At 33.7% G+C, this 22,655-nt stretch carries 21 protein-coding genes and 2 pseudogenes; 18 read left to right on the top strand and 5 right to left on the bottom strand.

Annotated elements, in window-relative coordinates; all coding sequences use genetic code 11:
- The first annotated feature begins 85 nt into the window (after nucleotides 1-85).
- The 3 genes from EJF36_RS06725 (at nucleotide 86) to EJF36_RS21455 (ending at nucleotide 1,411) form a co-directional block, all read left to right on the top strand.
- Nucleotides 86-289, top strand: a complete 204-nt coding sequence (locus tag EJF36_RS06725) for a hypothetical protein (protein ID WP_125905577.1) — start codon at nucleotides 86-88, stop codon at nucleotides 287-289.
- 365 nt (nucleotides 290-654) lie between these two features.
- Nucleotides 655-1,128: a GNAT family N-acetyltransferase gene (locus EJF36_RS06730; RefSeq protein ID WP_125905578.1), complete on the top strand. Its 474-nt coding sequence runs from the start codon at nucleotides 655-657 to the stop codon at nucleotides 1,126-1,128.
- Between the two features lie 136 nt (nucleotides 1,129-1,264).
- On the top strand, nucleotides 1,265-1,411 hold the full coding sequence (locus EJF36_RS21455) for a hypothetical protein (protein ID WP_185806845.1): 147 nt from the start codon (nucleotides 1,265-1,267) through the stop codon (nucleotides 1,409-1,411).
- Between the two features lie 584 nt (nucleotides 1,412-1,995).
- On the opposite strand, the gene EJF36_RS06735 is transcribed toward EJF36_RS21455, so the two are convergent.
- Nucleotides 1,996-2,997 carry an NAD(P)-dependent alcohol dehydrogenase gene (locus EJF36_RS06735; RefSeq protein WP_125905579.1) on the bottom strand — a complete coding sequence of 334 codons (1,002 nt, stop codon included), beginning with the start codon at nucleotides 2,995-2,997 and terminating at the stop codon, nucleotides 1,996-1,998.
- A 170-nt stretch (nucleotides 2,998-3,167) separates the two neighbouring features.
- Between EJF36_RS06735 and EJF36_RS22160 the strand changes: the two are divergent.
- From EJF36_RS22160 to EJF36_RS06775, 8 genes and pseudogenes are all read left to right on the top strand, one after another.
- Nucleotides 3,168-3,344, top strand: a pseudogene (locus tag EJF36_RS22160) (SAM-dependent methyltransferase); the annotation flags it as partial.
- A gap of 431 nt (nucleotides 3,345-3,775) precedes the next feature.
- Complete coding sequence (locus EJF36_RS06745; RefSeq protein ID WP_125905580.1) at nucleotides 3,776-4,057, top strand: hypothetical protein; 282 nt, start codon at nucleotides 3,776-3,778, stop codon at nucleotides 4,055-4,057.
- 39 nt (nucleotides 4,058-4,096) lie between these two features.
- Nucleotides 4,097-4,597, top strand: coding sequence for a GNAT family N-acetyltransferase (locus EJF36_RS06750; RefSeq protein WP_125905581.1), 501 nt, complete (start codon nucleotides 4,097-4,099; stop codon nucleotides 4,595-4,597).
- Between the two features lie 192 nt (nucleotides 4,598-4,789).
- The gene (locus EJF36_RS06755) at nucleotides 4,790-5,269 is read left to right on the top strand and encodes a DinB family protein (protein ID WP_125905582.1); all 480 of its coding nucleotides are present in this window, start codon (nucleotides 4,790-4,792) and stop codon (nucleotides 5,267-5,269) included.
- A gap of 1,063 nt (nucleotides 5,270-6,332) precedes the next feature.
- On the top strand, nucleotides 6,333-7,415 hold the full coding sequence (locus EJF36_RS06760; protein WP_125905583.1) for a lipocalin family protein: 1,083 nt from the start codon (nucleotides 6,333-6,335) through the stop codon (nucleotides 7,413-7,415).
- A 529-nt stretch (nucleotides 7,416-7,944) separates the two neighbouring features.
- A complete protein-coding gene (locus tag EJF36_RS22165; protein WP_395940624.1) occupies nucleotides 7,945-8,130 on the top strand; it encodes a tyrosine-type recombinase/integrase in 186 nt (61 codons plus the stop codon).
- Between the two features lie 848 nt (nucleotides 8,131-8,978).
- Nucleotides 8,979-9,401, top strand: coding sequence for a VOC family protein (locus EJF36_RS06770; RefSeq protein WP_125905585.1), 423 nt, complete (start codon nucleotides 8,979-8,981; stop codon nucleotides 9,399-9,401).
- A 141-nt stretch (nucleotides 9,402-9,542) separates the two neighbouring features.
- On the top strand, nucleotides 9,543-10,199 hold the full coding sequence (locus tag EJF36_RS06775) for a Type 1 glutamine amidotransferase-like domain-containing protein (RefSeq protein ID WP_125905586.1): 657 nt from the start codon (nucleotides 9,543-9,545) through the stop codon (nucleotides 10,197-10,199).
- Nucleotides 10,200-10,654: 455 nt separating this feature from the next.
- Here EJF36_RS06775 and EJF36_RS06780 read toward each other — a convergent pair whose 3' ends face one another.
- Nucleotides 10,655-10,927: a hypothetical protein gene (locus EJF36_RS06780; protein WP_125905587.1), complete on the bottom strand. Its 273-nt coding sequence runs from the start codon at nucleotides 10,925-10,927 to the stop codon at nucleotides 10,655-10,657.
- A pseudogene (locus EJF36_RS06785) lies at nucleotides 10,917-11,429 on the bottom strand (MFS transporter); the annotation flags it as partial. The pseudogene EJF36_RS06785 and the gene EJF36_RS06780, both read right to left, overlap by 11 nt.
- 737 nt (nucleotides 11,430-12,166) lie before the next feature.
- Here EJF36_RS06785 and EJF36_RS06790 point away from each other — a divergent pair.
- Nucleotides 12,167-13,234, top strand: coding sequence for an S-layer homology domain-containing protein (locus EJF36_RS06790; protein ID WP_125905589.1), 1,068 nt, complete (start codon nucleotides 12,167-12,169; stop codon nucleotides 13,232-13,234).
- 278 nt (nucleotides 13,235-13,512) lie between these two features.
- Here the strand turns inward: EJF36_RS06790 and EJF36_RS06795 are convergent, their stop codons facing one another.
- On the bottom strand, nucleotides 13,513-14,067 hold the full coding sequence (locus EJF36_RS06795) for a MarR family winged helix-turn-helix transcriptional regulator (protein WP_125905590.1): 555 nt from the start codon (nucleotides 14,065-14,067) through the stop codon (nucleotides 13,513-13,515).
- A 164-nt stretch (nucleotides 14,068-14,231) separates the two neighbouring features.
- Here EJF36_RS06795 and EJF36_RS06800 point away from each other — a divergent pair, with 164 nt between their 5' ends.
- The 4 genes from EJF36_RS06800 to EJF36_RS06815 all read left to right on the top strand — a co-directional run bounded on the left by EJF36_RS06800 (nucleotide 14,232) and on the right by EJF36_RS06815 (nucleotide 19,006).
- A complete protein-coding gene (locus tag EJF36_RS06800) occupies nucleotides 14,232-14,747 on the top strand; it encodes a CBO0543 family protein (RefSeq protein ID WP_185806846.1) in 516 nt (171 codons plus the stop codon).
- Nucleotides 14,748-14,776: 29 nt separating this feature from the next.
- Complete coding sequence (locus EJF36_RS06805; RefSeq protein WP_125905591.1) at nucleotides 14,777-15,196, top strand: DUF3231 family protein; 420 nt, start codon at nucleotides 14,777-14,779, stop codon at nucleotides 15,194-15,196.
- Between the two features lie 721 nt (nucleotides 15,197-15,917).
- Nucleotides 15,918-17,717 carry an ABC transporter ATP-binding protein gene (locus tag EJF36_RS06810; RefSeq protein ID WP_260471841.1) on the top strand — a complete coding sequence of 600 codons (1,800 nt, stop codon included), beginning with the start codon at nucleotides 15,918-15,920 and terminating at the stop codon, nucleotides 17,715-17,717.
- Nucleotides 17,718-17,980: 263 nt separating this feature from the next.
- Nucleotides 17,981-19,006, top strand: a complete 1,026-nt coding sequence (locus EJF36_RS06815; RefSeq protein ID WP_125905592.1) for an NADP-dependent oxidoreductase — start codon at nucleotides 17,981-17,983, stop codon at nucleotides 19,004-19,006.
- Between the two features lie 212 nt (nucleotides 19,007-19,218).
- Here EJF36_RS06815 and EJF36_RS06820 read toward each other — a convergent pair whose 3' ends face one another.
- On the bottom strand, nucleotides 19,219-20,703 hold the full coding sequence (locus EJF36_RS06820) for a methyl-accepting chemotaxis protein (protein ID WP_125905593.1): 1,485 nt from the start codon (nucleotides 20,701-20,703) through the stop codon (nucleotides 19,219-19,221).
- Nucleotides 20,704-21,105: 402 nt separating this feature from the next.
- Between EJF36_RS06820 and EJF36_RS06825 the strand changes: the two genes are divergently transcribed.
- Nucleotides 21,106-21,387, top strand: a complete 282-nt coding sequence (locus tag EJF36_RS06825) for a DUF2325 domain-containing protein (protein ID WP_125905594.1) — start codon at nucleotides 21,106-21,108, stop codon at nucleotides 21,385-21,387.
- Between the two features lie 199 nt (nucleotides 21,388-21,586).
- The gene (locus tag EJF36_RS06830) at nucleotides 21,587-22,363 is read left to right on the top strand and encodes a PD-(D/E)XK nuclease family protein (protein WP_125905595.1); all 777 of its coding nucleotides are present in this window, start codon (nucleotides 21,587-21,589) and stop codon (nucleotides 22,361-22,363) included.
- Nucleotides 22,364-22,655 lie beyond the last annotated feature (292 nt).

A 22,655-nucleotide genomic window follows, 5' to 3' on the forward strand; every position in this document is an offset into this window, starting at 1 on the left:
ATAAGGCAGTCGCTCAGTTTGTTAAAGAGCAGGGTGATTGAACAAGAAGAAGTGGTAAAATGATAGACAAAAAGAGGTGAAGAAAATGGTTATTACAAAAGATATGCCAGTATCAGGTATTGCAAGTAGTTGGGAGGAAACAAAAGCAGTCTTTGTAAAATACTCTATCCCTTACGAATCAAATAAAGCACTTAAAGAACACCTTCAAGATGACCAACTTATTTCAATTATATCTGAAATAAATAAAGTAATTGGTAGTTCAGAAGCGACTTGTATTGAAGGTGGCTGACGAGTTAAATAAAGGCACTGGATGTGCCTTTTGTATTGTGCTAACGGTAAGCGATAGTGAAAGAAATTGTCGCTAACTATTGTTGCAAAGGAGTGGTTTTTATATGGAATTAGTGGTTATCATGGTTGGCGGATTTATTAGTGCAGTTTGTTTAACAATTTTAATGATGAAGAATAAAAAGGAATAAATCTATAATTAGGTATCAGTTCATAGTATACCTTTTCCATTAACGCTACGGTTATTCAAGTAACGGAGAGCGTTTCTGCAATAACAGGAACGCTTATTTTACTATTGGGCAGGATAATGAAATAAGAAATTAGTACATTGAGTAATACCTAAGAACAATTAAATAGGGGGAGAAGTCATTGGTTTATAAATTAAGAGAAGCGACAAAAAGGGATTACGAAGATGTCCATCGTTTACAAAAACAAGTTCATGAAATTCATACAGAAGCAAGACCTGACCATTATAGAATGGCTGATATTACATTAGATAGAATTTATTATGAAAAATTAACAGAGGATGAAAACGCAAAAGTATTCATATTAGAAAGTGAAAATGAACCAATTGCTTATACAATACTAACAATTAAACAGCCCAAGGATAGACCAATTACAATCCCAAAAAAAGTCGTTTTTATAGAAGGCTTTGGAGTGGATAGTAATTGGAGAGGAAAAAGAATAGGGAAAACTTTATTTCAAGAAATATTAAATTTCGCTAAGGAAATAAAAGCTGACACATTAGAATTAGGTGTTTGGGAGTTCAATGAAAGTGCAATAAAATTTTATGAATCAATGAAGTTAAAAACAAAAATGAGACGAATGGAAATGGATATTTAAAGGTAACGCTTTGTTCAACAAACGAGTGCGAATGTGCAACAAGAGAATGTGGTCAGTAAGTGCTAATCGCTTTTCTATATATAGGCAGAATGAAGAAGAGGGTTGATTTAGAAACGAAGAGCAGGAGGTTTTGTTTGTGGTGAGATTTGTTGATGACTTAGCAGGAGCTGTATTTGATTTCATTAAATTTATTATAAAATCCATTGGTTATTTACTTGCAGGAGGAATTATCGTTGCAATTCCAATGTACTTGATTGTTTGGCTGTTTGGCATGTTTCAGTAATTTTTATTCAATTAACGAAAGCTTATCTTGAACAAGGTATACAGCCCTTGTTGTATTAAAGACGCAGTTATGTGGAACAAAAAAAGCAACCTAGGTTAATGGGTTGCCCTATGATTTTGATAAATCTTCAAATAGAAAAAACGTGCAAAAAAAATCATAAATGTGAAAAGGAATAGATACCATTTTTAGATTGAAGATGATTTTAAAAATTCAAAGACGTTTTAAAGATATATTGAAAAGTACGGTATAAGTTAACATTGAAACTCGATTAGTATCCCTGGTTTTTAGAGTTATTTAAAGCAATATAAAGAGAATAAAACTATAAATAGTTGATATAATAAAGAGCTCTTTCCAAGTATGGTATTTGTCCTTTTCAAACCTAATCTGACGTTGTAAGACTAATAAATATAATAGAGTAACTGCGATTACTTTAATAGATAAATAATAACGTTACTTGCATTGCCCATTTTTGTTAGCAGAAAGTGCTTTATTAAAGTAATCAATAATATTAAAGCGAAACATTCCAATCAACGAGTATACTGAATCAACAACGGATTAATTAGAGATAAAAAACGACACTAATATTATCTCATACTTAACACAACCTTCCCTCTAGTTCGATTGCTTTCACAATAAGTATGTGCTTCTTGTATATGTGACAAGGGATAAATCCTGTCTACGATGGGTGTTAGTTCCTTTTTTTCGATAAGCTCCCCGATTTGTTCCAGATGCTGCCCGTTAGGCTTAACCCAATTAAATGTGTGTCTTTTCTTGCTGATAAACCGTTTCTTTATTGGAAATAAAAAATCCCCTATTATGGTTGTAGGGTTGGCGATGTTCGAAATATAAACACCGTCATCTTTAAGTATGTGTTTACATTTGCCGAAGGAGGAATTAGCAATGACGTCGAAGATAACGTCATACTTCATTTGTGATTTTAAAAAATTGCGTTTAGTGTAGTCAATCATTTGATCTGCTCCAAGAGATGAAACCATATCGAAATTTGGACGACTACATACAGCAGTTACGTGCGCTCCTTTCCATCTGGCTAATTGAACAGCAAAAGTACCAACGCCGCCTGAGGCTCCATTGATTAAAATTTTTTGTCCGGATTGAAGCTTTCCCTTCTTTATGATAGCTTTATATGCAGTTAAAGCTGCCAAGGGGACTGCTGCTGCATCGGTCGGTGTAATTGAAGAAGGTCTTATAGCAAGGGTATCTTCTCTCGTCACACAATAATCGGCAAACGATCCGCTTTTAGCAAATCCATGTAAAGATGGTTTTATGTTTGCATCTATCATACAGAATACCGGATCGCCTGGTTTAAATCGCTTAACACATCGCCCTACCTTAACAATGGTACCAGAAACATCATGGCCTAAAATAATCGGAAACTTTTTACCCGTCACCCATCTAAGTTCTCCTTTACGAATCTTCCAATCAAGCGGATTGATACTAGCAGCGTCATTTTTAATAAGTACTTGATTATCCGCAATGGTGGGTAATGATAGATTGGATATATATTTCAGCACTTCCTTATTACCATATTCTTCGATAATGACACCCTTCATATTCTGAACAGCCATAAAATAACCTCCTCCTTCCTAATTTTAATTATACTCATGCTAGACTTGTTAAATGAATAGATTGTAAGATTATAGCAGTGGAACCAAATTTAGAGATGCTTAATAAATGCAAGAAATATTGCTTTAATATAACAAACATTTGATTTTATTAACGCCCTGCTGAAAGTACCCAATTAAATCAGCATAGTATAGATACAATTGTAATTGCACAGGCATTTCATTGGTTTGATAATGAATTGTCCAAAGTTGAGTATAAACGAATTCTTAAGGAAAATGGGTACGTCATTTTCTTGTGGAACGATATGCTGATAGATAATGAATTTTTCAATAGATTATATAAATATTAAATTAAAACTACCACTGCAATTTCCAACTTTGACCCCGATAAAGAGAAGTTTAACTTTTGGGGACAAGATTATGAGAAAATATATCATGATGATTGGTGATCATTTACATATGATGGTGTGATTGGAAGTGCATTATCTTTATCCTATAAACCATCATATTTAGATAGGAATTATTATGAGTTTGTAAAAGACCTTAAGAATCTGTTCTTAAAATATCAAGAAGACAGTAAAGTAACTTTTCACTACAAAACAGAGATGTGTATTGGAACATTTATAAATTAACTCAAATAATGGGATCAGTATTCAATATTAACAGTTGTTTTTATTATAAAAGGGTAGGAATGTGGAAGAAGGTCTTCATAAAATTGAAAAATATGTGCCTCATATTTTTGTGTTAGTATGAATTATAAGTAAATTAGAGGAGGAATATCGTGTTAAAAATAATTAAGAAGGTAATAAACAAAGTACCCATGATTTTTGTCATATCAATAGCTACACTTGTGTTTGTTGGATTAGAAAACATATATATATTTGGTGGTTTGGAAGTAAACAGTTATGATGAAGCGTTCTTAACTGAAGTAATTGTTTTTCTATATCATTCACTCTTTACGACTTTAAAGTGGACATTAGTTATTTCAAGTGTATATTACCTTTCTAAATATTTATTACTTACGTTCTTTACCTTTTTAAATAAGCGGTTAAAAGTAAATTAAGGTTTATTCAACAAACGGTGAGCTTATCTTGAACAAGGGATACAGCCCTCGTTAGAACCATTAGATGCAAAACAATATTGGGATTTAAGATTAGAGGCTTTGGATCAAAATCCAGAAGCGTTCGCTACAAGTTATGAAGAAGCAATCCAAAGAGAAAATCCAATAGATGGTGTAGCTAAAAATTTAACTAACGAAGGAAACTTCACATTTGGTTCATTTAAAAACGAAGAACTTGTTGGTGTTGTCACCTTGCTACAAGAAACCCCAATTAAACTTAGTCACCGAGCAAATATATTGGCAATGTATGTAAGTCCTAAAATGCGTGGCGAAGGTATAGGTGAAAAACTATTATTAGAAGCAATAGAACAAGCAAAATCAATTAATAGTATAGAGAAAATTAACTTAACGGTAGTAACAACAAATGAAAGAGCAAAGAAGCTTTACGAAAAATTAGGTTTTAAAGTCTTTGGAACAGAAATAAAGGCACTTAAAATCAATGAGAATTATTACGATGAAGATTATATGGTATTGTTTTTATAATAAAACTCTTATTAAAGTAACGAAGAGCTTAAGTTGAAGACAAAATAGAGTGGAATTAGGGATTTCACAAAATTGGAAGCCCTATCTTATTAATGTAAAGGCTGTTATCGTAAACTTTGTTGTTTTTAGATAAAAAGATATTTGGACTTGCTTGTTTGCTAACAATAGATAATACAAGGGGGGGACATTTTAATGGATGTAAATGATTTAATAATTCTTAACTTTGAAGAAGTTAGACGTAGAAGTATTAAAGTATGGAAGGCTATACCCGAAGAAATGTTAGATTGGAAACCTGATGAAGATGCTCTTACTTGTGCTGAAATGATTAGACATTTATTACAAGCTGAGTATCTTTTTCACCAAGTTCTTAGAGGGAGAAGTGGTAAAGCACTATCTAATTTGTTTAATCCCTTTGAAGCAAAAGAATTCATATCAGTAGATGATGCACTTGAATTTGCCCAACCTTATCGTGATGACTTCTTGAAATACATTAAAACAATTAATATAACCGACTTAGAGAATATAGAAATTGACCTTCTTGAAGAAGGTGGTTATGTTAAAAAACTAGGGGATATGTTATTACGCATTGCGTACCACGAATCTGTTCACACAGGTCAGTTGTTAGGCTATATGAGATCAATGGGTATTGCCCGCCCTAAAATATGGGATTAATGATCCGAAATTCTTTTCCAAATATTAACAGACTGTTGTTCTCGATAGATTAATTATATTTTCGTGCTTTTGCGACTACTTTAAAACCTTGCGGTTTCCATTGATAAACTTCTACAATCATTTCTAATTTCAATATCTTCCAGATCCTTCAACCATCAAAATTTTTACTTCCTCATTTTTAACTGATTGGAGATAAATTGACTAGAAAGTGTTCATTTTTATCGAGTAAAAACTGTCCTTTTTAATTAGCGGTTTCACTGATCTTAAACGTAGTGTAGTGCTTTATTAAATGAATAAGTAATTTTGAAGTTATTTTTAAATATTGATTGAACCCTCTACTAGAAGTAAGAACAGGCATTTTGTCACTTTACTTGGAGCCTCTGCGGCCTCTGCGGGCATGATTAAGAGCCATAAAGCCAGGTGTATCAAATGATTCTGGCTCAGCCAAAACCGAGGCTATCATGCCCGCCCCTCAAAATAAGTGGAAGACTATTATGTCCAAGGAGGAAAGAGACAGATTAAAAGCAAAAAAACTACGAAAAGATTTTAGCAGTACCTTGAACAACGCTTGGTCTCAAGCCTCTATACTGGAGATCTAAGTTGTGGCTGTCTAATTAACATCATTTCTGTTTCAGTCATAATGGGATTTACTCTGTTAGTATGAGCGTGCACAAGTTGACCTTTGTAACGAGTGCTTAAGTCGTGATTAATAAACGAAATATACAGAGTTAAATGCTATACAGTACAAATATACTTTCTAAAAAGTACCGAGACAATCACTTTTATTAAGTGACCGTCTCTTCACATGTAACCTATACTGTGCAATAAAAGGCCAGATTATGGAGTGAGAAATGATTTACTTATTAAAGCAGAATTAGTACAATACTTTCCAATTTTATAGTAAGAATAAATTTTCTAACAAGGCCTTTTTGCCTATCAAACTCAAGTGTCTGTATAAAAGTACAGTTATAGAAAATAAAAACTGAGCGAAAGTTGTTTTTTTGTTCCGTTAATTTTCATTTATGCATACCTTACATAAAAAAATGTAAGGTGTGTTGTTAAAGTGGCTAAAAAGCTAACTAATAAAATTTCGCTCCCGGGTGATGCTGGCCCTCACTCAAATTCTAACATTGAATGGTGGTATTATTTCAGTTATCTTAATGGAGATAAAGGAGGGAAATATGCTGCAATGGCCTCCTTTTTTCGGGTAGGAGAAGCAGAGTGTTATAAAGGACATTATTTAATTTTTACTATAATCGATCTCAATAGGAAGACAAAGAAAAGTTATTCATTATTCGATTGTAGATTAAAAAAGAATATGCTTACTACTTATCTTCCTTTCTATCTTCTGCTGCACCCAACAGATGTCCGAATATGGAAATTATATAAGAGTTTATTGATTGGTAAATCCCCTTTTCCGCATTCTCAAACTAAAAATGGAAAAATAAAAGAATATCCAACCGAGCTCATATATGGTAAGAACTATTTGGGATTTATGGGAGAAAAGGAAGACTCTTTTAAGGTACAATTATGTGAAAAAGATATGGAGCTAGCTCTACATTTTACCCCCACAAAGCCAATGTCTTTAATTGGTGGGGATGGAAGACCAGATGACTTATATTATTACTCTTTTACCAGAAACAATGTTCATGGACAAATTGATACTGATAAAGGAGTAGAAATCGTAAAAGGCGAGGGATGGTTTGATCATCAATGGGGGCGTGATTATGGGTTAATTAAAGGTGTTGGTTGGAACTGGTTTGGCATTCAATTGGATGATGGACGAGAGCTTCTTTTAAATGAAATGCATTCGTTCAAAGAAACCTTCTCTCCAATGGCTAATTTAATTGAGGACGATGGATCGCTTCGTTTTACAAGAAATATATCTTTTCAAGAAATACACCATTGGAAAAGCTTAAAAACTAATGCTCGGTATCCAATTGAATGGAAAATAACAATCCCGCAATTCTCAATAGAAATACTTGTGAAGGCAGTTTTGCCAAATCAGGAAATGGCCATTATGGGGCCGCTTCAAGCAATCTGGGAAGGAGCTTGTAGTGTTTCTGGACATGAAACACTTCCTGATGGGTCTAGAAAGTTAATTATGGGAAAAGGGTTTATGGAACTTGTAGGTTACGCAAATTAATAAAGAATTAGCTACCTAGATAGATACGGTAAAACCGTAGTACAAGAAAAGCAATTCAATGTTCAACAATCGGTCGCTATTCTGAAAAAGTTGATAAACTAAGCAAACTATATGATGAACAGTACAAACATACTTGTAGGTAGTTTCCCTTAGACAATCACTTAAATGGTGGTTGTCTTTTTGTGCGACGGGCAGTCGCACCTTTGCTTTATAACAAGCATGAATCTACTGTCAGTTGGGGTATGTTACCACGGTAATAACAGGCCCCGAATCCTGGAAGTTTGATTATCTCGGAGGTGAAAGTCCTCTCGTATGAAGGAGTTAAGAAAAAAGCCGAGGATATAAGGACAAGCAATGTTCGAATGTAACTAAGCCAGAATGATAATTTAAAAATGAGTACAATAGGTAAGGAACTTTCTATTCAGAGAGTCTCTTCCATTGGCTAGCATCAGAAGATTATATCAAGAGTGATCCAACTATAAAATTAAAACTACCTAAAGATGAATATCGACTTCCAAAAGTACTCAACATTGAAAAACTGGAAATGTTAAGAGAAGCTTGTGAAATAGTTAGACAAAGAACTATTGTTGAAGTGCTATATGCTACAGGTTGTCGGCTGTCAGAAGTTTTTGGGATTAGTAAATCTGATAGTAATCAGCAAACAATGAGCACTTTGGTAATTGGTAAAGGTGACAAACAGAGAGAAGTTTACTAAGTTTACTCTTCTTTTCAAGCAATGTATCACCTAATTGAATATTTAAATTCAAGAATAGACACCTGAGATCCTCTATTAGTTACGGAGAGAAAGCCGTATCGAAGTCTTTCCAAACGAGCCATGCAATAAGAAATTATGATTATAGCTAAGAGAGCAGACCTACATGTAAAAGTTAGTTCCCATGTTTAAAGACACATTTTTGCAGCTTTAACCTTAAATAATGGTGCCGAATTGGTTGCGATTCAAGAGCTCTTAGGACATTGTTCACCTGATGTGACACTTAGGTATGCAAAGATTACTTATGAGCAAAGTGAGAGCAGCATAAAAAGTATTTGATTCAGTAAGCTGCTGTGCATTCGACTTGATACTATGCAACAACATAAATATTCATGGAAAATATAAACAAAAGTTTGGTTTATTCTGGTATGATTTTATTATTAAGGTTCGTGATATTGTGAAGTTATTCACTTAAGTTAACGGTACAGTAATCTTAATCACGTTTTATAGATTTTTATGTTAAAGAGAGGGGAGAGAAAATTGAAAAAAGTATATTGTATTTACGATTTTGGTTGTTCGCAATGTACTTTACAGCCTTTTGGATTTTATATGGCTGTTTTGTTTTTATAAAGAAATTAGTTATACAAAATAACTTTGATATTCAACCTTTATATTTAATACTAGGTATGTTACTGCTATTTTATCATTCTAAAAAAGCGTATAGAAAAGAGTTGATATTCAATTAACGGTAAGCTTTTCTGTTATAAGGAGAATGTGAATTAAATGAAAAGAAAGTATTGTTAATCTAGTGATTATATACTTTGGAGAAAAAAATGAGGGGAATTATCAATATGATTCAATCAATTGTACATATATCACTTGTGGTAAGAGATTATGACGATGCAATAGAATTCTATACAAAAAAGCTTAACTTTACTTTACTGGAAGATACTTACCAACCTGAGCAAGATAAGCGATGGGTTGTTGTTTCACCTACTGGATCTGCTGGTACGACAATATTATTAGCAAAAGCATCAAAACCAGAACAGGAACCATTTATAGGCAATCAATCAGGAGGTAGGGTGTTTCTTTTTTTAGGGACAGATGACTTCTGGAGAGACTATAATGAAATGATTGCAAAAGGAATAGAGTTTGTGAGGGAACCTAAAAAACAACCATATGGGACTGTTGCTGTATTTAAAGATTTATATGGAACACTATGGGATTTAGTAGAGTTTGAAGAAAACCACCCAATTTCAAAAAGAGTGAAGTAATGGCTCTTAACATTGGGATGCTTTCGCGAAATAAAGAAAGTATTGTTTTTTTGGTGAAATTAAGAATATTGTGGTGACAAGAAAACAAAATGAGTAACACAGGAAAGGAATGTTACTTTCATTTTGCTATGGGAGGTACTTATGAAAACTCACTATTATTTAGGTTGGTTTGAAAAATTTTTCCCGGATAATATAGGAAGGGCTTTACAGGAGGATATAACTGATAGAAAATCACTTGTTATGATTAGCGCGAATCCATCTTTTTATGAAGAGGATGGTGCTACTGAACGATCATGGCTTGACCAGGCCGGCATTATGTTTGATGAATATCATTTAATTAACTATCGCATACAGAAGGAAGATGCCAAAACGTTAATTCAAAATGCTTCAGTTATTTTCTTGTTGGGTGGACAGACTCTTGAACAAAATAGTTTTTTGATGGAATATGAAATGTCGGATTTGATTAAAAAAAGCAGAGCCGTTGTGATGGGAGCAAGCGCTGGTGCTATAAACATGTCCGCAAAATGGTTATGCTCGAAAAACTTTGGAGATAAAGTAGAAAAAAGCTCTGTCTACGACGGAATCGGCCTTGACGATTTTTCCGTCTTATCTCATTATGATCTTGAAAATAACATTGAGCTTGTTCAAAGCGAACTGTCTCCCTTATCGGAAGAAATGAATATTTATGCGTCAAACAAAGATTGCGCTGTTCGTATAAAGGAAGACAAAATCGACATTTTTGGCAATGTATATTTAATTTCCCGCTCAAAGATTCAGAAATTGGTTGAGACGCTCTAGTTGAGGTATGGATTAATTGTGTTTATTTCTTTATGCAAAGTTTCTAGGAAAAATCTAAGCGAAATTTGATTGTTTCTTCGTTATCCAAAATGCATAGATGTGGAGAACGGTCTTCAGCAAACGGGGGCTTACGTTGAATTAAGGTTGGCATTTATAGCTGTATCTTTTATTGCACTGTACAACGATCTGCTAACTAAATACAATTGATTAAAGACGATCAAACTTGTAGGGTGATCGTCTTTGTCGTATTTGACTTTTTACTGCGTAGCAACAAGTTTTATGTAAATGGGTACTTTTACTTCTACTATGCATTAAACAATGACTTTTAAAAGTTGCTTAAAAGTATCATATAAAAACATGGTATTTTCTCTTTTTTCCGGCTATTAGATTAATGAGATAAATACAAACCAGCTAATTCATTATTTTGCTGGTTTGTATTTATATAACAATTTTTCTCAACTTATGGTCGTGAATCCGACAAATAATTTATTTTTGTATTTAATTAGTATCATAAACAAAACCATTATAATTGGGATCGATGTCAGATACGAAAAATAGGGTACTAGACTGTTAATGAAATTGATAAATGAGTCTAATCCGTCTGGAAATGAGAATCCTCTAATCATTTGAAATAGAATGTACAAAGTGCCAAATCCAGCTAACACAAGAATAGGAGAAACTGATAAAAGTAATATGCTTAAGATCGTTTTAATAATTTTATTTTTCATACAGAACCTTCCTATTTGATGCGATATCAAACTCTCTGGTAAGAAAATAACACAATATACCAACAAAGATCATAACCACTCCGGCAAAAATCATCCAGTTGCTTACCCCTATGATTTCTGAGATGGGACCAGCAATGGATATTCCGACGGGTGCTGCTAGACTCATAACACTTGTTATGAGTGAAATTACTTTCCCTAAGCTTTCTTCTGGAACGCTCTTTTGAATGTAAGCAGTAAAGGGAACATTAAACCCAATTCCAGTTGTTCCCATGACAAACACAACAAGACAGAATAGCCAAAATAAATGTGTGGGTAAAAGACCGCCAATTAGTGAGCAGAAACCTAGCAAACTGGTAGAAAGTGAAATCATAAAGAACTGCTTTTTTAGTCCTCCGGTAATACCCATTACCATGGCTGCAATCAGCATACCACTAGAAAATAAGGTTTGAACAATGCCGTTATGCCAAGCTGTACCATCAAAATATCCTTTAACCATAAGTGGGAGTAGTGTTCCTAAAGGCTGAACAGGGAGTCATGAAGCAATTATTACCCATTTGAGTAACCAACTGGAAGATATGGTTATGATAGTGGAGATAAGAGGGAATTGCTTAATAGGAGTAGTTATTTTTTTACTAATGATGTAAATTTAAACATACTTTAAGTATCCTTTCAAATTCTTATTTGAGTATTTTTACAGGAAATAAAAAACTATTTCAACTATCGGTGTTTGTTCAATAGGTGCAATAGCATCTTATACTAATGGTCATATTATGTTGAAGAAGAAAGTTGCAAAAAACAGATACCATTATTGCGCATTACAACCATACTATCCAACAAGCTAGTGCTTTTCGAATGTTCTTATGCCTAGTCCTACATTAATAATAAGGAGAATCAGGCTTCTCCATTAATAAAATTATATTAACAAACGTCTAATCATAAAATAGTAAATTTTGCCGCACATTCTGAAAATACATAGAAATATGGTCAATTTTTGTAGCTGTAATCACTCCCTCTTCTTTTTATTTCAGAGCCCCTTACGGATCTATACATATGCAAAAGGCCAAGCACACTGCTAGCACATTGTTACTTTATCCTAGTGGGGTACAGGCACACTGGCGCTTAGGATTTTTATCACGGATTTTTTCTTGTAAAAAAATAAAAATAATAGAAGAATATTACACTAGTAATATTGTATAATTAAATCGATTTTAATCGAATTTAATCGAAGGAGGAGAGAAAATGGTTAAAAGATTAACTGTTTTTTCGCTAATTATTACAATTTTTCTATCGTTAGTTTTCACAGCACCAGTAAGTGCTGCTTCAAAATTCAAGGATGTCTCAGATGATTTTTGGGCTAAGTCTGAGATTGATTTTTTAAGCACGAAAGGAATTATTAAGGGGTATGATGATGGTACATTTAGGCCTAATGATGCAGTTAAACGAGTACAAGCTGCTATTATGATTACAAGAGCCTTAGACTTAGATGTCAATAATCGCCCAGATCCAGGATTTACAGATATCAAAGGTTTAGATAAAGAGGCGTATAACGCTGTCGCTGCTGTTGTAGATGAAGGATTTTTCCCGAAAGGAGAAACATTTAGACCATACGAAGTATTAACGAGAGCTGACATGGCTATAGTCTTGGTGAAAGCTTATAATTTAGAAGGTACATATAATGGTATTACTGATGTTTCAGGTGAACTATTAAATTATGTAAGTGCATTGGCTTTTAATGGAATCACACAAATATATGAAGATGGTACATATAAACCCAATAATTCTGTTAAAAGAGCTCATTTTTCAGTTTTCTTTGCTCGTATATTAGAACCTTATTACAGAGTTTATGTTAATACTAGAGAAAACCCTGCTATTATTGGAGATGTCTGGACTATTAATGTTGAGGATTGGTTAGAAGGGTATATGAGTTACGACATTGAATTAACGGATATGATTACAGATGGACAACAAGCATGGGAATTACTTCAGGAAGCTAATATGTTTAATGAGGAAGCACCTGAAGGTCAAAAATATATTTTAGCTAAATTTAGATTTACATTGTTAGATTATGAAGGGAAAGTCTCTTCATCATTTAGTATCGATCAATCGAAGTTTAGTGCAGTGAGTAGTAATGGTGTTGTTTATGATAATCCATTTGTAATAACGCCTGAACCACAATTATCAAATGATCTATATGTAGGTGGAGAAGTTGAAGGGTGGGTTCCTTTTCTAATAAATGAAGATGATACACCTTTAATTGTATGGCAACGTGATTGGGACGATGAGCTTTGGTTTAGTTTAGAAGGGTAATAGTTAGTCCCGTTCATATAGAGTGGGGTATTTATTAGATTAGAACAAAAGACTTAACGCTAGATGCAGATATTACGCTGTGTCTAGCGTTTTTTTTGTTGCCTATAACTTACCGTTGACTTGGTTATGGTAGCGTTGTAAAAGTTGCAGGGAAGTGGTCTTGTTGAACTGCACCAATTACCTGGTGGTCATTTACTTTAAACTATTTGTGCCACCGGCTACTAAGATATTACAGATAGATAGATCAAACAATGAAATGAAGAATTTGAAGATAATACTTATGGAGCCTTTACATCATCCCAATGAACTTTTTTTCTGTCGCCTTCATTGTTTATGAGAGCCGCTGTAGTATGATGTGCCCAGTTTACAAAAGTAGTTCCGACAATCTCTTTAGTCAATAAACTGGCCACTTTAATAAAAATTTCTAGATCGTGGTCTTGTATAGTTTTTAAAACCGGAAGAAGGTTAAAATCATGTTCACTTGTATGAGCAGTAAGTATATATGTTACTAAGTCTCTCCCCTTTTTTGTTAATGATACTTCTTTTAGACGTGAATCTGCGTTTCCACATTCAATCTTGGCATACCCATCATCTCTTAACTTCCCTAATTGTCTCGAAGTATTTGAAATATTAGATAACGTAATAACAGTTATATCTGTAATAGACATCTTTTCAGTAAAATGCAATATCCATAATATGCGAAATGCTGGATAGTTCATTCCATGAATAGACTGTAAACGAGTGCGGATATCCTCTTCCATGACGGCGTTTAAGCCACGTATGAGCGTGAAGATAATATGTCCTTTTGCGTACAATGTCATATCATAACTCATATTAGTAAGCCTCCTTTGTACTTACCAGTTATTACCAGTTTATTACTATTTAACCCCTATTACTATTTTAAGTATAACCATGGTCATAATGGGAAAGGTATTTATAAAAGGTTGCAAACGCAAATAAAAAGCTGTTATAGCAAAAATATCAAGAGGTGTTTGATATGACAAAAGACAAAGGAATATTAGTCTGTATTTGGGCTGTAACAATTGTTGCTCTACTCTTGTTTATTCCGAAAGATAAAGTTCGTCATGGTGTTCTAGCTTTTTTATATAAGCAAATTGTTACTTGGCTGTTTGGTTTAGTAGTCGTGGATAAAGGACTAATTGCATATCCAATAAGGATTTTTTCTAAAGCAAATAAGTCCAGCTTTTCCTTTGAATATTTTTTTTATCCATCACTTTGTGCCATATTTAACATTCACTATCCTGAGGGTAAAAGCAAATGGCTAAAAGGATTCTATTATTTGTTTCATGCCGGATTTATCACATTGGTGGAGGTTTGTGCAGAGAAATACACCAACCTTATACAATATAAAAGGTGGAGTTGGTATTGGAGTTTTTTAACAATTGCAACTACCTATTACTCTTCACGACTTTTTTACCGCTGGTTCTTTGCAGAAGAATTAAACCAAATTCAAATTCATAATAAACCAGATCAAACACCGTTTTTGGATTGAATATTTTTCCAGTTGATGAATGTATATAATTGGTTAACCTAAATATTCAAACATGCTCACTTGGTAAGGCTTTATGCATAGGGTTTAGTCAAGTTTCAAACTCAAAGGGAGTTACTAATTTTTTCATAAAATCACGTGATAAAGAAACTAAGCATATCGAGATGCTTAGTAATAAGCTTAATGATAGTCACTTGAAAACACCAATAACATGGAATGATACTGTAACAAATTCGACCGTCGCATCTTTCTCAGAAAAACTAATGTTATTTCACATAAATGCAATAATGGCAACTGCTGTCGCGGATTATGGAATTGCGTTAGCATCAAGTGTTAGAAAAGATTTAAGTCTTATGTATGCAACTTTTATAGCAGAAATGGGTTTACATCTAGAAGATGGAGCAGAGTTAATATGGAAAAACCACCTCAAGCAAGTGACCGGGATAAATTAGCTAACAGGTAGTATTTGTATAGGAAAAACGTCGGTGAACATCAATCGATTGATACGAGGCTTACTCGCTTAAAATGTATGTATCAATAGTGGAGATGAAAAAAGTAAGTCCTTCACTTACTAAAATAACTTTTAACACTTCCTTTTAAAAACACTTCCGTTCACAAAATGCGACACACTTTTCTAAATGTTTTAGTAAATAGAAGGACCGTTTGTCTTCATATTAATTTTCGCTGTTATGTATATTATGTAGATATAGTGATTTGAGGGAGAGAGTAATCGGTACGCTCTCTTACTCAATTTAAATTGAACTTCACCCTGTTTACAAACGCCTATGCATTTCTGACAAAAATTCATTCAGAATGATTAATACGTCCTTCTAAAATAAACTTTAATATAAAATATAGAAACCATATCTAGAAAAATGTATCTATATTTGAAATTATGAACCTATAAAATTAAGTAGTAGATTGAAGAATATGAAGCATCAGACCTTGTTTTTCGATACACACGAACACTCTTAACACACCAATTCATTTTGAAATAATCGTTAAGTAACCGATAGATACAATTGCAAAGTTACTACTCAACTAATATTGTTTCATGTGCAATTGAGGAAAAAGTACTATGATAAGACTATAGTGATATAATTATAACGAAATAAGTACTCAATGTTCCATTTGAGTGCTTATTTTATTCCCGTGATGATGGAGGATTAATGGATGAAAAAAGAGAAAAAGAAAGAAATGAACGAATCATTAAACTATGAACCTATTTTAGAAGAGAATAAAGGCAAAAGCGGTAGAGCCTTTCATACTTTATTTCTTTTATATAAAAATCAAGCGAAAAACCTTGGGTTATCGTTTGTTTTCTTTTTAATTAAACATTCTCCTGTTTGGGTGATACCAATTGTCACCGCTAATATGATTAATATTGCAAGTGATCCGGCTAAATATGACATAGCGGGTCTTTGGGTTAATTTAGCAGTCATTGCAATAGTCATCCTGCAAAATATTCCTACTCAGATGCTTCATATTAGCTATCTTAGTAGAGCTTCAAGACAAGTGGAGGCAGGCTTAAGGAGTACATTAATACGTAAATTACAGCAGTTGTCTATCTCTTATCATGGTGAGCTGCGTTCAGGGAAACTTCAAGCGAAGGTACTTCGGGATGTAGAGAATATTGAGGTGTTATCTAAGCAAATAATGTTTACCTTTGCAACGGCAATTACAAATGTCATAGTGGCGATAGGGGTTACGGCATACCGCAATCTATTCGTTGCATTATTTTTTATTCTTGTTATTCCGGTTGCACTAATTCTTGTAACAATTTTTAGAAGAAATCTTCAAAGAAAAAACCGCGAGTTTCGAACGCATATTGAAAGTATGTCTGGACAGGTAGCAGAAACGGTGACCATGATTCCTGTTACGAGAGCCCACGGATTAGAAGAAATTGAAATAAGAAAGACAGACTCTACCTTGAAAGAGTTAAAGGGGAAAGGCTATTTATTAGATCTTGCAGAGGCATTATTTGGGTCTTCAGGATGGGTTGTTTTTCAGCTGTTTCAAATGTTTTGCCTAGTGTTTACTGCCACCCTAGCCTATAGAGGAGAGATTCCGATTGGGGACGTAGCAATGTATCAAGCTTACTTTGCCTCTATACTCATGTCAGTTAACCAAATAATTAGTGTGTATCCTCAATTAGCAAAAGGCTATGAATCTATTATTTCTGTTTCGGAAATTTTATTTGCTGAGGAGAAGGAAGAATATAGAGGTAAAAAGCAGATAGAAAGTATTAAGGGACAATTTCAATTTGAGAACGTTCATTTTACATATTCAGGTACCGAAAAACACGTATTAAATAATTTTAATTTATCCGTTAAAGCAGGAGAATCTATTGCGTTAGTTGGTGAATCTGGGGCAGGAAAATCGACAGTTTTAAGTATGATTGTTGGATTTTACAAACCTACAAAAGGCAACATTACATTAGATGGCATCCCTTTTGATGAGCTTGATATGCAAAGATTCCGACAGAAGATAGCTGTTGTACCGCAAAATACTATTCTTTTTTCAGGATCAATACGAGACAATATCACGTATGGATTAGAAGATGTTTCCGAAGAAAAATTACAAAGTATTGTAGAAATGGCTAATTTACAGGATGTAATTGCAGATATGCCACATGGACTTGATACGTTAATTGGGGAGCATGGTGGAAAGCTTTCAGGAGGACAGCGTCAACGTATTGCGATTGCGAGAGCGCTAGTCCGAGATCCAGAGGTTATTTTATTAGATGAGGCAACGTCTGCATTAGACAACCAATCAGAATATAAAGTGCAGCAAGCTCTTCAAAAACTGATTAAAGGACGGACAACATTTATTGTTGCGCATCGACTATCGACGATTCGAGATGCGGATAGGATTGTCGTCATGAAAAGCGGAAAATGTGTTGAGATAGGCACGTACGATCAATTATTGGCTGAAAAAGGATACTTCTATCAACTGAAAGAAATGCAACATTGATATTCATTTGATAGAAAGCTCGTTGTTAGTTTCCTAGCAGAATTTTAAGGTCAAAAAATATATATGTGAAAGAAGTGCAGTTCTTTTTAGGAAGAACTGCACTTTTATAGTGAACATCCGTTTACAGTCAAACCAATCGACATAGATATTTCGTTTAAAAATCTTAATATTTGATTTATTTTCCAGTAGAAGTCACACTAGAAAGAGAAACTGTTATAGTTAACTGCTTCTAAAATTAATAAGAAATTGAAAGGGGTTTTTGAATGTCAGTCTTGAATAAGCAAATTGTGTTGGCTAATAGGCCGAATGGAATGCCAAGTCTTGATACATTTCGTTTTGTAGAACAAGAAATTAATGAGCCAGCAGAAGATGAAGTGTTATTAAGAACGCTTTATGTTTCTGTGGATCCGTATATGAGAGGTAGAATGCATGATGCAGAGTCTTACATAGCTCCTTTTCAATTAAATGAAGTAATTGAAGGAGGTTCAATTGGAGAGGTAGTAACATCAAAGTCTGAAAAATATCAACCAGGTGATATTGTCATTGGGATGTTTGGATGGCAAACATATTATACTGCGAAAGAGGAAGAAGTTCGAAAAATCGATCCTAGCATAGCACCGATTTCCACACATTTAGGTGTGTTAGGCATGACAGGATTAACCGCGTACTTTGGATTATTAGATATTGGTAAGCCAACAGAAGGAGAGACAGTTGTTATATCAGGAGCGGCTGGTGCTGTTGGGTCAGTTGTTGGGCAAATTGCAAAAATAAAAGGAACACGAGTCGTAGGTATAGCGGGATCTGACGAGAAGATTACGTTCTTAAAAGAACAATTACATTTTGATGAAGTCATTAACTATAAAACAGCTACGAATATGAAAAAAGAAATTGAAAAAGCATGTCCTAACGGAGTAGATGTATACTTTGATAATGTTGGGGGTGAGATTTCGGATGCTGTCTTATCAAAATTGAATCGATTTGCGCGTGTTCCTGTTTGTGGTGCCATTTCGTCCTACAATTTAGAAAAAATTGATGTAGGTCCACGAGTACAAACAACGTTAATTAAGAAAAGTGCTTTAATGCAAGGTTTTACAGTTGGAAATTATGCAAAGCGTTTTCCTGAAGGCGCCATTCAACTTGGGCAATGGTTACAGGAAGGTAAGTTAACATATCGAGAAACTATTCGTGAAGGCTTTGAAAATATACCAAATGCATTTTTGGACCTCTTCAAAGGAAATAATATTGGGAAGTTACTTGTAAAAGTCTCCGATCGCCAAAATGATCAGTAAAGATATAATTTTTTCAATTATATAACGGCTTAAAGGGAAAATCTCTCTATATTGCTAGAGGGATTTTTCTTATGGTCTATTGTAAGTTGTTTAATGGATATATGATATAGCGAGCACGCATTCAATCACGAAATATGCCCGCTAGCCCATATATCAATACCTAGTCTATTGTGTTTTAAATTTAAATTTATTTAATGACGCATGTCTTTTTTTTATTTCTTCGTTAATTCTTGCAGTTTCTTTACAGCACTTTCAACTTTAGTGAAGCTATTTGTTATGTCTTTTAAATGGTTATCTTGGTTTTGTGTGTAGGTTAAAACCTGGTCAACAGAAGCTGCTGATTGTTGTACGACACTTGAAATGGATAAGGAATTACTAGAAATTTCTTTTGACTGCTGTTGTAAATTTTGCAGAATTTGCAAAAGTTGCTGTACCCTTATAAACACAGCTTCACCTTGATTGGAAATGTCTTTAAAAACGTCTGCGGTCTCATGTGTTATATGTAAGCTAGAAGCTATTTTCTTCTGCCCATTTTGTACTTCCTCGCCAAGTTTACTAGTTTGTAAAGCAATCGTGCGCAAAATTTCTTCAATATCTCTTGCGGATGTATTCGTTGTTTCAGCAAGTGTTCTTACTTCATTTGCGACAACAGCAAAGCCTTTACCTGCCTCTCCTGCTCTTGCTGCTTCAATGGCAGCATTCAGTGCTAGCAAATTTGTTTGATTAGCTATCTCCGAGATTTGCGTAACAATAGTACCAATCTGAGACGTTTGATTGTGGAGCGTTTTCATGAGTTCGGATATGTGATTAATAGTTTCTGATACCGATTCGATCGTTTCAGACGTCTTCTGCATTTTTTTATGGCCAACAGAAGTAATATCCTTTGTTCTTTTTGAACTGTCATGAACCTCTGCTGAAAAGCTAGTAGCTTTTTGAATTTCTTTGTCAACTGTATGAATTGAGGAATTAATTTCAACGATGCTATTTGTTTGGCCATCAATGCCAATTGCAATCTCGTCCATCATTAATGTGATATCTTTTGAGATTTTATTTGTATCAGTAATATTAGTCTTAAGCTGCTTTTGAAAGCTAATAAGGTTAGCGATAGAAGTGGTCACTTCTGCTAATATAGCCTCTATATCATTTTTTGCTTGTTCAGTAAGTTGTTGAGTTGCTTCCGTTTTTTTCTGAAATTGATGTCCATTGCGAGCATTAACAGCTGTAACAATAATAATAAGGACAAAAAGAACCACCGCATTTGCAAATCCTGGTACACCAATTCCACCAAGTATGTCTGTGTGCATGCCTTCATTAATATAATAATAAAACAGTAATCCAAGACCAAGTAAGCCTGTAATTATAATCGAAATGAAATTATAAAATAAAGTTACAATCGCAAAGGAGTAAAAGAACATGATGATAGCATTGATATTGGGGGACGTTACAGCAATAGCATAATTCAGAATGATAAGTGCGATAGCTGTAATATATTGAGTGGTGATTAAAGCTTTTTTCAAGTAGGTTAGTAGACTTACAGTAGATGACGCTACAATTCCTACTATTGAGATTATTGCAATTGTTATTCCATCAGATTGAGAGAGCACACTTCCTGCTATTCCAAGAAGGGTTGAAACCCAGAGTAAAACGCTAACAATCTTGTTTCTTTGTAAAAGTAAATCACGGTTCATCATTATCATTCCTTTAGTAAAAGTATTGTAATTAAATAATGTTGTGATTTGTTGTAATATGTAGAAAATTTATACATTTATATTATTTTATAGTATAGTTTTTGTTTAATCAATAGGACGTGGATTGAAAAGCTTGCTTTGTTAATACGAGTATAAACATAACAGAGCAACCTGTCGGCGCGTATTGTACTGCGAATTTCGAATTAACTGAAAAAGTACCAAACATCATGTTGACAGTGATAATCATTATCAATTAAAATGAAGGTATAATTGAGCGTGATAATCATTATCAACAGGAGAATCATTCTATATAAACTCACACTCATACATCCGGATGAAATAATTTTAAAACATGTTCAGAACTGGGCGACCAATTGTCTTAAATACATTTAATTATGAAGGAGAGAGAGCATGAGATCATTACTTATCGTAGGAGCAGATCATTTAGGAGTTATTCCTGAGAAATTATCAGCTTTGGGATTTGAAGAAATCCTACATATGAATGGAAGAAAAGTACAAATGGTTAAGAGGGAGATTCCAGAAAACATAAGCTATATTCTAGTGTTAACAGATTATGTGAATCATAATCTATCAACTGTTATTAAACAACGAGCAAAAAATCAGTCTATTCCCATCTTTTATGCAAAACGTTCTTGGAGTTCCATTTTCCAGACGCTTAAACATGTCGTTTAAGCTGTTAGTGACTTAGAAGAGCCAAGCCTAATCATAATTAGTCGTAAGAAAAATTTTGTATAAGTGATAGTGTGTTTTAAAGAGGCTGCTAACCTTTGAAGGTATCGGGATTAAATTAAATAAATAGAACTTCTTTATATGACCGGGAAAGTACAGCAAAAAGTGCCAACACCAATGCCGTAAAGGGAGGCTGCTGCATATGATAAATAGGCATCACCAGATTTCTATTAAAACGATTACAGATTATCATTTAGAATCGTTCATAAGGTGTCCGTACAAATTTTATTATCAACATGTATTGTCTGTCCCTGGAAGTCAGATTCATTGGAAACAAGTAGTTCAATATATTTTAAATAAAATAGTTCAAGGCTTTTACCAGCTACCTAATAGTGAGCAATCGAAATTAAGTATTTTAAAATTAATTGATTCATATTGGCAGCATATTGACATTCAGTTATTTGAATCAAAAATACAATATTATACTGTGTTAGCCAAAACGACAGATTATTTACTTCAATTTTTAACACCAAGAAAGACTAACGAAAAACCTTTATTTTTATACGAAAAGCTTAATACGTATGTTGACGAATTAGAAACACAGCTTTCCGTTACATTGGAGCTAGGCGAATGGTCAAGAGAATCATTTACGGTAAAAAAATATCTTTTAGAAGCTGATGATGAATTGGTTAAATTATACAATTATTTAATTATAGTATTTTCAAAGCAAGCATTTGGTAAGCTACCAGAAAAAATCGAGATTGTTAACCTAATGAAGGGGGAAGTATACACTTATACTCCTATGATAGCTGATGTCACGCAAGGAATGTTGTTTCTAAAATATATAAAAAGTCAGTTGCAGGATCCAGATGATTATACAAAAACGAATTCATTAACAGAATGTAACAATTGTCCCTTTACACAGTCCTGTTATAGCGATATTAAAAAGAAAGATAAACGTTCTAAGCTCTTCCATTAAGAGTTACTAACAGAAAATATAAGAGCAGCTGTCAAAGTGTATATTTCAGTTTTTTTAGCAAAGCTACCTAATATTATGATGCTATAAAATCCCGTCTTCAAATAGAAGTGGGATTTTTAACGTCTATGAACTAATTCGGTCATATTTTTGCAAACTTCTAAAATTATGGTTATTTTCTCTAAAAATCTCTCATATGGTTTTCCTCATGATGTAGATAAGTTGCTAGTGATACTGATGCACCATCGCAAGAGGGCATTAAGGTGAAAAGTCTTTTTTGTGAAAGGACGATCGA

Source organism: Bacillus sp. HMF5848 (assembly GCF_003944835.1).
GTDB lineage: Bacteria > Bacillota > Bacilli > Bacillales > HMF5848 > HMF5848.